We start from the raw sequence: 14,438 nt of genomic DNA, 5'->3' as shown, positions 1-14,438 counted from the left end.
CGTCATGAAAGGCAGATTCCGCCGGGTTGTCCGGTTGAGTTCGTACCGTCACAAAAGTCCCTGTCTTATAATGAGATGGATCAACACTGTGAGTCAGCATGAAATCCCAATCCGATTTGAAGTCCTCTTCCCCGAAGAAATCTGGCGCCAAGCGCCTGGTCCTGTGGGCCTTCGGCGCCGTCGCCGGCCTGGCCCTCACGGGCGTGCTGCTGGTGGTGTTCGCGCTGGCGATGGCCTACCCGAACCTGCCGGCGCTCGACACCATCACCGACTACCGTCCGAAGATGCCGCTGCGGATCTTCACGGCCGATAACGTCCTGATCGGCGAGTTCGGCGAGGAACGCCGCACCCTGGTGCGCTTCAAGGACATCCCCGACGTCATGAAGAAGGCCGTGCTCTCGATCGAGGACGACCGCTTCTACCAGCACGGCGGCGTCGACTACATGGGCATCCTGCGCGCGGCCCTGCACAACGCGACCAGCGGCTCGCGCCAGGGCGCTTCGACCATCACGCAGCAGGTCGCGAGGAATTTCTTCCTGTCGAGCGAACAGACCCTCAAGCGCAAGGCCTACGAGGCGCTGCTGGCCTGGAAGATCGAGAAGAACCTGACCAAGGACCAGATCCTCGAGGTCTACATGAACCAGATTTACCTGGGCCAGCGCGCCTTCGGCTTCCAGTCGGCGGCCCAGATCTACTTCGGCAAGGACCTGCGCGACATCAGCGTGGCCGAAGCGGCCATGCTGGCCGGCCTGCCGAAGGCCCCATCTGCCTACAACCCGGTGGTGAACCCGACCCGCGCCCGCACGCGCCAGCAGTACATCCTGCAGCGCATGCATTCGCTGGGCTACATCACCGACGCCCAGTTCGAGCAGGCGAAGAACGAGGAACTGAAGATCAAGTCGGACAGCACCGCTTTCGGCGTGCACGCCGAGTACGTGGCCGAGATGGCGCGCCAGCTGGTCTACGAACAATTCAAGGAAGACACCTACACCCGCGGCCTGAACGTGTTCACCACGATCACCAAGGCCGACCAGGACGCGGCCTACCTCGCGGTGCGCCGCGGCGTGATGGACTACGAGCGCCGCCACCCCTACCGCGGTCCGGAGTCCTACATCGATATCCCGAACGACAAGACCGAAGCCGACGAGGCGATCGAGGCCGAACTGGCCGAGAAGCCCGACAGCGACGACATCGTCGCCGCCGTCGTGCTGCAGGCGTCGCCGTCGAGCGTCACCGCGGTGCTGGCCTCGGGCGAGGAAATCAAGATCACCGGCAAGGGCCTGTCCTTCGCCTCGAACTGGTTATCAAGCAAGGCGGCGCCGAACCGCCGCATCCGCCGCGGCGCGCTGATCCGCGTCATGCAGGAAGGCGGCGCGGACTGGAAGATCACGCAGATGCCGGCGGTCGAATCGGCGTTTGTCGCCGCCAGCACCGAGGACGGCGCGATCAAGGCCCTGGTCGGCGGCTTCGACTACAACCGGAATAAATTCAACCACGTGACCCAGGCCTGGCGCCAGCCGGGCTCCTCGTTCAAGCCCTTCATCTACGCGGCTTCGCTCGAGCGCGGCCTGTCGCCCTCGACCCTGGTGAACGACGCCCCGATCTCGTTCGACGCCGGCCAGACCGGCGGCCAGCCTTGGGAACCGAAGAACTACGACAACAAGTACGAAGGCCCGATGACGATGCGGCGCGGCCTGACCAAGTCGAAGAACATGGTCTCGATCCGCATCCTGAACCGCATCGGCGCACGCTACGGCCAGGAATTCGCGACCCGCTTCGGCTTCGACCCGGAACGCAACCCGCCCTACCTGACCCTGGCCCTGGGCGCCGGCGCCACCACGCCGCTGCAGATGGCCGGCGCCTACGCGGTCTTCGCCAACGGCGGCTACCGCGTCAGCCCGTACCTGATCTCGAAGGTGACGGACAGCTCGGGCAAGGTGCTGTCGGAAGCGCGTCCGGAACGCGCCGGCGTCGAGGCGAACCGCGTGATCGATGCGCGCAACGCCTTCCTGATGGACTCGATGCTGCGTGACGTGGCGCGCTACGGCACCGCTGCCAAAGCGCAGCAAGCCCTGAAGCGCCCCGACATCGCCGGCAAGACCGGCACCACCAACGACTCGATCGACGCCTGGTTCGCCGGCTACCAGCCGAAGCTGGTCGGCATCGCCTGGATGGGCTACGACCAGCCGAAGAACCTGGGCAACCGCGAGACCGGCGGCGGCCTGGCCCTGCCGATCTGGATCGGCTACATGCAGACCGCGCTGAAAGGCGTGCCGGTGGAAGAGCGCGAAGCACCGCCGGGGCTGATCATGATGGATGGGGATTATTACTACGCCGAGAACCCGCCGGGCACCGGCGTGCAGTCGCTCGACGTCGGTGCGCCGCCACCGCCGGCCCAGCAGAAGGCGCAGGACGCGGTGCGGAACGAGTTGTTCTGATTGACGTTCGCGTGAAAGAATATTTCAGAAGGCATCTCTGAATGAAATATTCTTTCATCGCTTTGGTAGGGTGGGTTTTCGAACCCACGCGCTAGAGCGCTCGCAAACCGCACCACGTCCGCGCTGCGCCCGCTTCCGCAGAGAAGCGCGTCTCGACTTTCAACTGCGGTACAGCGTGGACACAGGTGTCCACCCTACAAAACCCGGAACGTAGGGTGGGTTCTCGAACCCACGCGCTAGAGCGCTCGCAAACCGCACAGCATCCGCGACGCGCCCACGATCGCAGAGAATTTCATTTCGACATGCCGCCGGGGTACAGCGTGGGTTCAAGAACCCACCCTACAACCCCGAGCTGCACTTACCCCAGCTTGACCGGCGCCCCACCCTGCTGCGTGGCCAGGTCCGACAGCGCCATATACAGTTCCGTATCGTCGCGGGTATTGCGCCACTCGTCGCCGACGCGCTTGTAGTGATAGCCGCCGGCGCGCGCCGCCACCCACATTTCCTGCAGCGGGGCCTGGCTGTTGATGATGATCTTCGAACCGTTGTCGATGAACTCGATCTCGAGCACGTTGCCGCTGCGCTTGCATTCGACATCGATGACGTCCTGGTCGTTCAGGTTGTCGAAGCAGGTTTCGATGCGGTCCAGCGTCGATTCGGCCAGGTCCAAAAATTCGGTTTCGGTCATGCTACACTCCAAGGTCTTAATCAAACCGTGATTCTAATCGTGAAGTCACCCATCGCGCTTCTTCCAGCCGCCGCGTTCGTCACTCTCGCCGCGTCCGCGCTGTCCGGCTGCGGCCAGACCGGCCCGCTCTACATGCCTACCCCGCCGGCCAAGCCCGCGAACGCCACGCTGTCCAGCACCCCGGCGATGAGCACGCCGGCCGCGATGCCGGACAAGCAGGCCCAGGCCCGCCCGGCCCCGGCAACGAAGCAGCAAGAACAATCCTCACCCGCCCCCGCACAATAAGCACATGTCGCATTTCTCGTACCAAGACGGCGTCCTGCACGCCGAAAGCACCCCATTGTCCCGCGTCGCCGAAGCCTTCGGCACCCCGACCTACGTCTACTCGAAATCGGCCCTGCTGCAGAACTTCGCCGCCTACGCCGATGCCTGCGCGGGCCGCGACGCCCTGGTCTGCTATGCGATGAAGGCCAACTCGAACCTGGCCATCCTCGACCTGCTGGCGCGCGAAGGCGCGGGCTTCGACATCGTCTCGGGCGGCGAACTGCTGCGCGTGATCGCCGCCGGCGGCGACCCGGGCAAGGTCATCTTCTCGGGCGTGGGCAAGACCGTCGCCGAGATGCGCCTGGCGCTGGAAAAGAACATTTTGTGCTTCAACGTCGAATCGATCCCCGAGCTGCACCGCCTGAACGAGGTGGCCGGCAGCATGGGCAAGCGCGCACCGGTCTCGCTGCGCGTGAACCCGAACGTCGACGCCAAGACCCACCCCTACATTGCCACCGGCCTGAAGGCCAACAAGTTCGGCGTCGCCTTCGACGACGCGCTGGCGACCTACCGCGCAGCAAGCGCGCTGCCGCACCTGGACGTGGTCGGCATCGACTGCCACATCGGCTCGCAGCTGCTCGACGACGCCCCGCTGCTCGAAGCGCTCGACAAACTGATCGAGCTGATCGACACCCTGCACGCCGAAGGCATCCATGTGCACCACCTCGACATCGGCGGCGGCATCGGCGTCGACTACGGCGCGGAAGGCGACAAGCCGCCGGTGCCGGTCGGCGACTACCTCGGCCGCCTGTTCGCCCGCATCGACGCCTGGCGCGCCGAACGCCACGACGGCCGTCCGATCAAGGTGATCTTCGAGCCGGGCCGCTCGATCGTCGCCGACACCGGCGTGCTGCTGACGTCCATCGAATTCCTGAAGCCGGGCGAAGAGAAGAGCTTCTGCATCGTCGACGCCGCCATGAACGACCTGATGCGCCCGACCCTGTACGGCGCCTGGATGGGCGTGCAGCCGGTGGCGCCGCGCGAAGGCGGCAAGGTCGTCTACGACATCGTCGGCCCGGTCTGCGAATCGGGCGACTGGCTGGCGCGCGACCGCGCACTGGCGGTCGCGCCGGGCGACCTGCTGGCGGTGATGACCGCCGGCGCCTACGGCATGACCATGGCCTCGAATTACAACACGCGCGGCCGCGCCGCCGAGGTCATCGTCGACGGCGAGCAAATGCACCTGGTGCGCCGGCGCGAGACGCCGGAAGAGTTGTATGCGCTGGAGTCGATGCTGAAATAAACAGCGTCCCATGCTGTCGATGCGCCGCCCGTGCCATGCGGGCGGCGCCGCAAATCGCAACACCCCTGCTTGGCGGAATGATAATATTCTCCAGTTCAACAACTGGAGCCTGTCGATGCAAGCAGCCGCGCAAGCCGGCGTCACGCCAATGCTGGAATCCCTCGTCACCCCGCGCATCGCGCTCCTGCGCACCGGCATCGGCCTGCTCCAGGGTCTGGTGCTCTACGTGCTCTACCTGGTGGCCGACAATAACGTCTGGCCCGCCACCGCACCCCTGCTGTTCTCGCCGCTGCTCTTGGCGTCGCTGTTTTGCCCTGTCATCCTGGTCAGCGGCCTCGGGCACCTGACGCGGCGCCAGTTGCTGCAGTGGGTGCTGCTGGCCGCCGCCCTGATCGCCGCGCTGGCCGTCTACGACATCTGGCGCATGGGTGCGCAAGCGAACGTGGAACGCGGCTCGCGCGTGGCCATGCCCTCGACCGCGTTCTGCTTCGTCCTCGCCGCCGGCATGTTCATCGCCCATGTGCTGGTGCTGTCCGGCGCGCGCGACCGGCGCCGCATCGCCACTTACGCCACCCATTTCGAGATCGGCTGGAAGCTCGGCGTGCAGTTGGCCTTCAGCGGCCTGTTCGTCGGCATCGCCTGGGCGGCCCTGATGCTGGGCGCCCAGCTCTTCAAGCTGGTCAACATCGATTTTCTCGACGACCTGGTCCGCGAACCCTGGTTTGCCATCCCGGCGACGGCGTTCGCCTTCTCCAGCGCCCTGCACCTGACCGACGTGCGCCCGGCCATCGTGCAGGGCATTCGCAGCCTGCTGCTGGTGCTGGCTTCCTGGATCCTGCCGGTGCTGACCGTGATCGTCGGCGGCTTCCTGGCCAGCCTGCCGTTCACCGGACTGGCGCCCCTGTGGGCCACGCGCCAGGCCGCCGCCGTGCTGCTGCTGACCGACGCCGCCCTCGTCATCCTGATCAACGCCGCCTGGCAGAACGGCGCGGCCGCCATCGCGCGTCCGATCCGCCTGAGCGCGCGCGCGGCCGCGCTGCTGCTGGCGCCAGTGACGGCGATCGCCATCTACGCGCTGACGCTGCGCGTGGGCGACCATGGCTGGACCGATGAACGTATCATCGCCGCCGCCTGCATGCTGGTGGCGAGCTGCTATGCGCTCGGCTACGCGGCGGCGGCGTTGCGCAAGGGCTGGCTCGACCTGCTGGCGCCGGTGAATACCGCCACCGCCTTCGTCGTGCTCGCCACTTTGCTGCTGCTGTTCTCGCCCCTGGTCGATCCGGCCCGGGTGTCGGTGAACAGCCAGCTGGCGCGGCTGGAATCGGGCAAGATCGCGGCGGACAAGTTCGATTTCGCCTACTTACGCTTCGACGGCAAACGCTTCGGCAGCGCTGCCCTCGACCGACTCGAAGCCGAAGCGCAAGGCCCGGACGCGGCCACGGTACGCGCCCGCATTGCCAAGGTGCGCAAGATGAACGGTCCATGGGAGCGGGACGTGCCGCCGCCGCCCGCCGTGATCGCCGGCCACCTGCGTGCGAAGCCGGATGGCACGCGCTTGCCGGAAAGCTTCCTGCGCAGCAGCTGGGCCGACCTGCCGCCCCATGTGTACCGGCCGGACTGCCTGGTCGAAGCAGGCAAGTCCTGCGACGTCTACCAACTCGACGTCGATGCGGATGGCAAGCCGGAAATGCTGGTGACCGATCCGCTCAGCGGCTGGTCGATCGTTGCGCGGGAAAGCGCCGATGGGAAGTGGAGCGTCATCGCCATGGCCAGGATCGACAGCACCGGCTGCGGCGCCGCCAGCCCTGCCCCGGGCGGCGACGTCCCGCGTGCCGTGACGCCGGCGCTGGCGGACGTCGAATTCGCGGGGAAGCGCTTCAAGCTCGAACCGGTTATCGAACCCTATGCGCCTTGCCCCATGATGCTGGAAGGCGAGCCGCTCAGGCCCGCACCGCCGCCCGCCCCTTGGCCCGACTCCAGACCACCCGCAGCCCCAGCAGCACCGCCACGATGACCGCGAACAGCATCGGCTGCGCCAGGTTGTTCTTGGCCGCCTTCATCCACCAGAAGTGCAGCACGGCCAGCGGCGCGACCAGGTAGATCAGCCGGTGCAGCCATTGCCAGCGCTTGCCGCCCAGGCGCCGGATCATGCCGTTGGTGCTGGTCGCCGCCAGCGGAACGAGCATCAGGAAGGCGATGAAACCGACCAGGATGAAGGGACGCTTGGCCACGTCGCGCAGCATGCTGGCGACGTCGAAGAAATGGTCGAACCAGAAGAAGGCGATGAAGTGCAGCAATGCATAGAAAAAGGCGAACAGGCCGAGCATGCGCCGCAGTTTCAGCAGCCAGTTCCAGCCCGAGAGGCGCCGCAGCGGCGTCACGGCGAGGGTGATGCAGAGCAGGTAGAGCGCCCAGTCGCCGCTTTGGTGCGTGATGTAGGCGAGCGGATCGACCGGCACCCCTTGCACGACCTGCCAGGCGCTCCACAGGAAGGGCAGCAAGGCCGCGCCGAACAGCACGGCCTTGATCTGCGCGATCTGTTTTGCCGAAGGACCCGCCGCCATCAGAAGAACCGCTTCAGGTCCATGCCCGCATACAGCGGCGCGACCTCGTTATAACCGTTGAACATCAGCGTATCGCGCTTGCGCTTGAAGAAGCCGTCTTCCCCGATGCGGCGCTCGGTGGCCTGCGACCAGCGCGGATGGTCGACGTTCGGGTTCACGTTCGAATAAAAACCGTATTCGCGCGGCGCCGACACGTTCCAGGCCGTCTTCGGCTGGTCGCGCGTAAAACGGATGCGTACGATGGACTTGGGCGACTTGAAGCCATACTTCCAGGGCACGACCACGCGCACCGGGGCGCCGTTCTGGTTCGGCAGCACCTGGCCGTACATGCCGACGGTGAGCAGCGCCAGCGGATGCATGGCTTCGTCGATGCGCAGGCCCTCGACATACGGCCAGTCGAGCACGCCGCTCCTCAAGCCCGGCATCTGCGCGCGGTCGGCCAGGGTCGTGAATTCCACGTACTTCGCGTTGCCGGTCGGCTCGACGTGCTTGATGAGGTTGGACAGCGAATAGCCGACCCAGGGGATCACCATCGACCAGCCCTCGACGCAGCGCAGCCGGTAGATACGTTCCTCGAGCGGCGCCAGTTTCAGCAGGCCGTCGATGTCGAGGCGCATCGGCTTTTTCACCTCGCCTTCGATCGCCACCGTCCAGGGCCGCGGACGCAGGGTGTGGGCGTTCTCGGCCGGGTCGGACTTGTCGAGGCCGAATTCGTAGAAGTTGTTGTAGTTGGTGGCATCGCGGAACGAGGTCTGCTTCTCGGTGGTCGAGAACGCCGCGTTGGTCTTGGCGGCCAGCTTCGCGCCGCTTGGTGCGCCCTGGGCGAACGCTTCGCGGTTGGCCATTTCCCACAGCGCGCTGCCGACGGCGGCGCCGGCGGCGATGCGGGCGATGAACTGGCGCCGCTCTTCGTACACCTCGCGCGGCGTGATTTCAGAGGCGAAGGGCCGGTCCAGGCCGTTCGGGTGTCGTTTGATCAGCATCGTGAACTCCGCGGGCAATTGAACTTGTACCTTACACCATTGCTCGTGGAACCGCCGGCCGCGTGGATGATCGGTGATGTGGTGGGGGTGTTTCGGCAAACAATCCCCAGGGGCGCCCACCCTACGCCCGAGAAGCGTGCGATTACAACTCGCCGTACGAATGCAGCCCCGACAGGAACATGTTCACGCCCAGGAAGGCAAAGGTCGTCACCAGGAGGCCCACCAGCGCCCACCAGGCCGCCATGCGGCCGCGCAGGCCGTTGATCAGGCGCAGGTGCAGCCAGGCCGCGTAGTTGAGCCAGACGATCAGGGCCCAGGTTTCCTTCGGGTCCCAGGACCAGTAGCCGCCCCAGGCCTCGGCCGCCCACAGCGCGCCGAGGATGGTCGCCACCGTGAAGAAAGCGAAGCCGACCGAGATCGCCTTGTACATGACGTCGTCCAGCACTTCGAGCGAAGGCAGGCGGTCGGCCAGGATGCCGTGCGATTTCAGCAAGTAGGCGGTGCCGACCATCGCGGCCAGGGCGAAGGTGCCGTAGCCGATGAAGTTGGCCGGCACGTGGATCTTCATCCACCAGCTCTGCAGCGCCGGCACCAGCGGCTGGATGGTGGCGGCGTCGCGCGAAACGGTGTACCAGAGCAGGAAGGCCACCGCGGCGCCGATGATCAGGAGGACGAAGGCGCCCAGTTGGCGGGTCGCGTAGCGTTCCTCGTAATACAGGTAGAACAGCGCCGTGATCATCGCGAACAGGATGAACACTTCGTACAGGTTCGACACCGGGATGTGGCCGACGTCCGGCCCGATCAGGTAGGACTCGAACCAGCGCACCATCATGCCGGTAAAGCCCAGCACCACGGCGGCCCAGCACAGGCGCGAGCCGATCGCCGCGCCCGAGTCCGAGCGCGCCAGCAGGCCGATCCAGTAGAACACGGTCGAGAACACGAACAGCGCGCTCATCCACAGGATGGCCGACTGGCTCGACAGCATGTACTTGAGGAAGAATTTCTGCTCGGCCGCCGCCAGCGAGCCGTCGTACAGCGACACGCCCCACAACGACAGCAGCGCGACGAGCGGAATCAGCCAGCGCACCGGCTTCCAGTGCCAGCCCAGCGCGGCGAAAGTCGGCGCCGACAGCAGCAGGATGGCGCGCTCGTAGCCGTCCATGAAATGGGCGTAGCGGTTCAGCGCGAACAGCGCAGCGGCCAGCAGGCCGGCGCCATACAGCCAGTCGATGCTGCTCAGGCGCCGGAAATAGCCGGGCGCTTCCTTGTAGGTAACCGACGAGGTCGGGCTTGGTCGGGATGCTTCCATCATGTTCTCCAGTGCCTTCAGCTTATAGAGTGCCGGCAAGCGCCAGCTTACGCCGATTGCGGCAGCTTGGCCGCCAGGTCAGCGAATTCTTTCTCGAAATCCAGCGTCTTGCGTTGCGTGCTCATCGCCATCAGCGCGTGCGCGCCCTCCCCATTTCCACGGACCCATACCCACAGGCGCCGTTCGCGGATGTAGAACATGGCAAAAATACCGGCGGTCAGCAGCACGCAGCCGAGGTAGACGATCTTCTTGCCGGGCGAACGCGTCACCTGCAGCACCGAGGCCTTGATCTCGTGGAACTCGTCGAGCTGCAGGTAGACCGGCGCGCCGTAGAAGAAGCTGTCGGACAAGGCGTTGGTCGCCAGCTGCAGGAAGCGGCCGTGTTTGTCGCTCGCTTCGATCGGCGCCTCGCCATCGCGCACGCGCGCGGCCTGCCACAGTTCCCACAATACGCCGTTGAGCATCTTGATGAAGACGCCGGCCGCCTTTTCCTGCTCGGCCGCCGGGATCTTTTCCAGGAACTGGGCGACGGCGACGAAGCCGCCCGGCGTGCCCTCGCCGGCGAAGATGCCCAGGGTGCGCTCGGCCGAGTCGCGCAGCTGGTCGCCGAAGCCGGGTTGCGAAGCCTGGCCGGGCGCCAGGGCGCGCGCGGCGTAGCGCTCGGCGGCCAGGCGGCGCAGGGCCGGATCGGCCAGGGCGGCGCGCAGGCGCATCCATTCGCGCACGCCGTAGTTGTCGTCGGCCGGGATGCGCAGGAAGCGGAAGCTTTCGGCGGGGTTGTCGCGCACGCCGGCCAGGAAGACTTGCGCGCCTTCGAGCGTCACCGGCTGCATGTAGTTCAGGAATTCGCGCGCCTGGCCGGTCTGGTCGCGCAGCTTGTATTGCACGCTCGGGCCGACATTCTTGAGGTCCTTGTTGTCCGCGTTCTTGCCGGCCGAACCGGAGGCCTTGCTGAGCGTGGCCGAGAACTGCTCGTTGAAGGACTTGCCCTTCTCCACCGCGCGCGGGTCGTTGCTGGAGGTGTTCTCGACGTTGAACGGGCGGAAGCCCGACCACTCGACGGCAAAGGCGCCGGCCGCGGTCTTCAGCTCGGTCGAGCCGTTCACCTCGCCGGCGATCTCGAAAGCGCTGGCGCTGGTGCCGCTCATCGGGAAGCCGGTCAATTTCAGCTTGCTGCCGCCGTCCTCGAAGCTCGACTGGTAGACCGCCACGCCCTTGTAGATCAGCGGCTTGTTGACCTCGATCGTCGCCGGGAAGGTCTTGCCCGCCTCGCGGTCGTGCACCACGATCTCGCTGGCGAAGAGTTTCGGCATGCCGGTCGAATAGAATTCGATGTTGAATTTTTTCAGCTCGATCGCGAACGGCAGGTCCTGCACCAGCACGCCGCTGGCCTGGGGCAGGATCGCGGTGCTGCCGGTCTGGCCTTCGGCCAGCATGGTGTTGCCGCGGTAGGTCGGATTCGACAGGCCGAGGCGGTGCTGGGCCGGGATCTGCGAGATCAGGCCGCTGCCGGCATACGGCGTCTTACCGAGGAACCATTGCTGGAAGCGGATGGGCAGGTCGGAGTCGAGCATGCCGCCCAGCAGGATGACGATGATCGCCGTGTGCGCGAAGATGTAGCCGAACTTGTTGCCGGCGCCCTTTTTCGCGGCGACCAGCACGCCGTTGTCCTTCTCGACGATCTTGACGGCGTAGCCGACGTGGCGCAGGCGCTCGGCGCTCTGCACCGCCAGCGCCGAGCTGTTCAGCGGCGCGGTCCATTCGCTCTTGTGATGGAAATTGCGCAGCGATTCCTCGCGCACGTGGTCGCGCCAGCTGCGCATGTCGCGCAGCATCTTCGGCGTATTGCGCACGATGCACAGGCCGGTCGAGACGATCAGCACCAGCAGGATCGCCAGGAACCACCAGCTCGAATAGACGGTGAACAGGCTCAGCTTGCGGAAGATCTCGTACCAGAACGGGCCGAACTGGTTCACGTAGTTCGGCATCGCATCGCCCTGGCGCAGCACGGTGCCGATGATGGCGGCGATCGACAGGATCACCAGCAGGCTGATGGCAAAACGCATCGACGACACCAGCTCGACGGCCTCGGCCAGCGCGCGCCGGCGCGTCTTCAATTCAATTCCGGTGGTGCTCATTCTGGGACTTACTTTCTCATGCGGTCAGGTGCGCCGCGAGTGTACAGCAAAAAAGGGCGTCAACTCGCGTTGGCGCCCTTTCCTTTCGGTACGATACAAGAAGATCAGCGCAGGCCGGCGATGTAGTCGGCCACGGCCTGCATTTCGGCTTCCGACAGGCGCTGGGCCAGGGTGGTCATCTGCGGGCTGTTGGCGCGCGCGCCGCTCTTGAAGGCGGTCAGCTGGGTCATCGTGTAATCCTGGTGCTGGCTGGCCAGGCGCGGGTACTGGACCGGGATGCCGGAACCGGCGGCGCCATGGCAGCTGGCGCAGGCGGCCACGCCCTTGTCGGCGATGCCGCCGCGGTAGATCTTGCGGCCCAGCTCGACCGTGTCCTTGTTCTTGGCCGCGCCCGGCTTGACTTTCTGGGTCGACAGGTAAGCGGCGATGTTGCGCTTGTCTTCGTCGGTCAGCATCTTGGCATAGGTGCTCATGACCGGGTTGTTGCGCTGCGGTGTCGTGAAGTCGACCAGCTGCTTATGGGTGTAGGCTTCGAACTGCGCCGACAGTTTCGGGTTGGCGGCGATGGTCGAATTGCCGTTCGCGCCGTGGCAGGAGAGGCAGGCCGGCAGGCCGCGTGCGGTGTCGCCGCTGTCGTACAGGGTGGCGCCTTTGGCGGCATCGGGTTTCGCGGTACGCTGGGCTTCGGCGGCGACAGCGACGTTGCCGAGCGCCAGGGTTGCAACCAACAACGATTTCATCAACACCGCGCTAGCGGACGATACAGACACACGATTCATTCGAGCACCCTGAAAAAGTCGAAAACAGTTTTATTGGTACAGCGGCTTCACCGGCAAAAGCAATAGATAACCCCTTATTGTACAATAGGATTGTTTCCTCCACGCCTCATTTCGTTGCCTTTTTCACCTCTCTTCCATGTCCAAACTCTGGCAAGCCCGCTTCTTCACGACCGTCAACCAGCTGCGTGATCTCCCATCCACCCGGGTGCCCGAAATCGCCTTTGCCGGCCGCTCCAACGCGGGCAAATCGACGGCGATCAACATCCTGACGAACCAAAAAGGTCTCGCCTTCGCGTCGAAAACGCCGGGGCGCACCCAGCACATCAATTACTTCTCGATCGGCGGCGCCCACGTCGGGCAGCACCGCAAGGACCCGACCATCGTCGAGGAGATCCAGGCGCTGCTGGTCGACCTGCCGGGCTATGGCTATGCCGAGGTGTCGGGCACGGCCAAGCTGCACTGGCAAAAGCTGCTGGGCGACTACGTGCAGCGCCGCGAGCAGCTGGCCGCGCTGGTCCTGATCATGGATTCGCGCCGTCCGTTCACCGACCTGGACGTGCAGATGCTGGAATGGTTCGCCCCGACCGGCAAGCCGATCCACTGCATCCTGACCAAGGCCGACAAGCTGAACCAGAACGAAAAGACCAATGCACTGCGCCAGGCGCGGCAGGTCCTCGACAGCTATGTCGATGAGGACGGCGAAGGCTTCCCCTTCACCGTGCAGCTGTTCTCCGCGCTCAAGCGCATCGGCGTCGAGGAAGCGGATGCCAAGATCCTCGAACTGCTCGGTCTGACCGACGATGACGCCGGCGAACCCGATGCGAACGGGGCCCCCGACCACTCCTGAAAGAGAAAGCAAGATTACATGAGCTCGATCGTTACCGGACAATACCCGAACAGCCGCATGCGCCGCATGCGCCGCGATCCGTTCTCGCGCGCCCTGATGCGCGAGAACACCGTCACCGCCGCCGACCTGATCTACCCGGTCTTCATCCTCGACGGCGAGAACCAGCGCCAGCAAGTGGCCTCGATGCCGGGCGTCGAGCGCGTCTCGGTCGACCTCCTGCTGAAGGTGGCCGAAGAATGCGTGTCGCTCGGCATCCCGGTGCTGGCCCTGTTCCCGGTCATCGACGCGTCGCTGAAGACCTACGACGGCGTCGAAGCGACGAATCCGGACGGCCTGGTGCCGCGCGCGGTGCGTGCGCTGAAACAGCACTTCCCGCAGCTTGGCATCCTGACCGACATCGCGCTCGACCCGTACACAACCCACGGCCAGGATGGCCTGCCGGACGAGAACGGCTACATCGTCAACGAAAAGACCATCGAGATGCTGACGCGCCAGGCGCTGACGCACGCCGAGGCCGGCGTCGACGTGGTGGCGCCGTCGGACATGATGGACGGCCGCATCGGCGTGATCCGCGCGGCGCTGGAAGAGCGCGGCTTCATCCACACCCGCATCATGGCCTATTCGGCAAAATACGCCTCGGCCTTCTACGGCCCCTTCCGCGATGCCGTCGGCTCGGCCGCCAACCTGGGCAAGGCCGACAAGAACACCTACCAGATGGACCCGGCCAACAGCGACGAGGCCCTGCGCGAAGTCGCGCTCGACCTGGCGGAAGGCGCCGACATGGTGATGGTCAAGCCGGGCATGCCGTATCTCGACGTGGTGCGCCGCGTGAAGGACGAGTTCAAGGTGCCGACCTTCGCTTACCAGGTCAGCGGCGAGTACGCGATGCTGAAGGCCGCCGCCCAGAACGGCTGGCTGGACCACGACAAGGTCATGATGGAATCGATGATGGCCTTCAAGCGCGCCGGCGCCGACGGCGTGCTGACCTATTTCGCGCTCGATGTGGCGCGCAAGCTGAAGGCGGGTGGGTAAGCGCTTCCTTCGCTGCGACAATAGAAAACCGTGCCGAGGCACGGTTTTTTTTCGCGGTTGACGTTGTAGGGTGGACACCTGTGTCCACGCGGT

Annotated in this window: 12 protein-coding genes; 6 read left to right on the top strand and 6 right to left on the bottom strand. The window is 65.4% G+C overall.

Going from position 1 to position 14,438, the window contains the following annotated elements; translation table 11 throughout:
* The first annotated feature begins 98 nt into the window (after positions 1–98).
* On the top strand, positions 99–2,438 hold the full coding sequence (locus ACFOPH_RS20845) for a penicillin-binding protein 1A (protein ID WP_379737127.1): 2,340 nt from the start codon (positions 99–101) through the stop codon (positions 2,436–2,438).
* A gap of 358 nt (positions 2,439–2,796) precedes the next feature.
* Here ACFOPH_RS20845 and cyaY read toward each other — a convergent pair whose 3' ends face one another.
* Entirely contained in the window at positions 2,797–3,126 is a 330-nt protein-coding gene (gene cyaY / locus ACFOPH_RS20840; protein WP_312551566.1) for an iron donor protein CyaY, read from the bottom strand.
* 39 nt (positions 3,127–3,165) lie between these two features.
* Between cyaY and lptM the strand changes: the two genes are divergently transcribed.
* The 3 genes from lptM (at position 3,166) to ACFOPH_RS20825 (ending at position 6,707) form a co-directional block, all read left to right on the top strand.
* Positions 3,166–3,411, top strand: coding sequence for an LPS translocon maturation chaperone LptM (gene lptM, locus ACFOPH_RS20835; protein WP_379737126.1), 246 nt, complete (start codon positions 3,166–3,168; stop codon positions 3,409–3,411).
* Positions 3,412–3,415: 4 nt separating this feature from the next.
* Complete coding sequence (lysA, locus tag ACFOPH_RS20830) at positions 3,416–4,693, top strand: diaminopimelate decarboxylase (RefSeq protein WP_379737125.1); 1,278 nt, start codon at positions 3,416–3,418, stop codon at positions 4,691–4,693.
* A 115-nt stretch (positions 4,694–4,808) separates the two neighbouring features.
* Positions 4,809–6,707 carry a DUF4153 domain-containing protein gene (locus ACFOPH_RS20825; RefSeq protein ID WP_379737124.1) on the top strand — a complete coding sequence of 633 codons (1,899 nt, stop codon included), beginning with the start codon at positions 4,809–4,811 and terminating at the stop codon, positions 6,705–6,707.
* On the opposite strand, the gene ACFOPH_RS20820 is transcribed toward ACFOPH_RS20825, so the two are convergent.
* The 5 genes from ACFOPH_RS20820 to ACFOPH_RS20800 form a co-directional block, all read right to left on the bottom strand.
* Positions 6,634–7,257: a protein-methionine-sulfoxide reductase heme-binding subunit MsrQ gene (locus tag ACFOPH_RS20820; protein ID WP_379737123.1), complete on the bottom strand. Its 624-nt coding sequence runs from the start codon at positions 7,255–7,257 to the stop codon at positions 6,634–6,636. The two genes, ACFOPH_RS20825 and ACFOPH_RS20820, sit on opposite strands and share 74 nt — an antisense overlap.
* On the bottom strand, positions 7,257–8,240 hold the full coding sequence (msrP, locus tag ACFOPH_RS20815; protein ID WP_379737122.1) for a protein-methionine-sulfoxide reductase catalytic subunit MsrP: 984 nt from the start codon (positions 8,238–8,240) through the stop codon (positions 7,257–7,259). Before msrP ends, ACFOPH_RS20820 begins: the two co-directional genes overlap by 1 nt.
* Positions 8,241–8,382: 142 nt before the next feature.
* A complete protein-coding gene (gene ccsB, locus ACFOPH_RS20810) occupies positions 8,383–9,552 on the bottom strand; it encodes a c-type cytochrome biogenesis protein CcsB (RefSeq protein WP_379737121.1) in 1,170 nt (389 codons plus the stop codon).
* 44 nt (positions 9,553–9,596) lie between these two features.
* Positions 9,597–11,687, bottom strand: coding sequence for a cytochrome c biogenesis protein ResB (locus tag ACFOPH_RS20805; RefSeq protein ID WP_379737120.1), 2,091 nt, complete (start codon positions 11,685–11,687; stop codon positions 9,597–9,599).
* Positions 11,688–11,791: 104 nt separating this feature from the next.
* A complete protein-coding gene (locus ACFOPH_RS20800; protein ID WP_379737119.1) occupies positions 11,792–12,427 on the bottom strand; it encodes a c-type cytochrome in 636 nt (211 codons plus the stop codon).
* A 175-nt stretch (positions 12,428–12,602) separates the two neighbouring features.
* Here ACFOPH_RS20800 and yihA point away from each other — a divergent pair, with 175 nt between their 5' ends.
* Both yihA and hemB read left to right on the top strand, forming a co-directional pair.
* Positions 12,603–13,313 (top strand): ribosome biogenesis GTP-binding protein YihA/YsxC, encoded by a 711-nt coding sequence (gene yihA / locus ACFOPH_RS20795; RefSeq protein ID WP_379737118.1) that lies wholly within the window; start codon positions 12,603–12,605, stop codon positions 13,311–13,313.
* A gap of 18 nt (positions 13,314–13,331) precedes the next feature.
* Positions 13,332–14,345, top strand: a complete 1,014-nt coding sequence (gene hemB / locus ACFOPH_RS20790) for a porphobilinogen synthase (RefSeq protein ID WP_379737117.1) — start codon at positions 13,332–13,334, stop codon at positions 14,343–14,345.
* Positions 14,346–14,438: the final 93 nt, after the last annotated feature.

Origin of the sequence: Massilia haematophila, from assembly GCF_042647645.1 — a bacterium.
GTDB lineage: Bacteria > Pseudomonadota > Gammaproteobacteria > Burkholderiales > Burkholderiaceae_D > Telluria > Telluria haematophila.
Note: the sequence above shows the minus strand (reverse complement) of the source record. Positions and strands in the feature narration are given on the sequence as shown.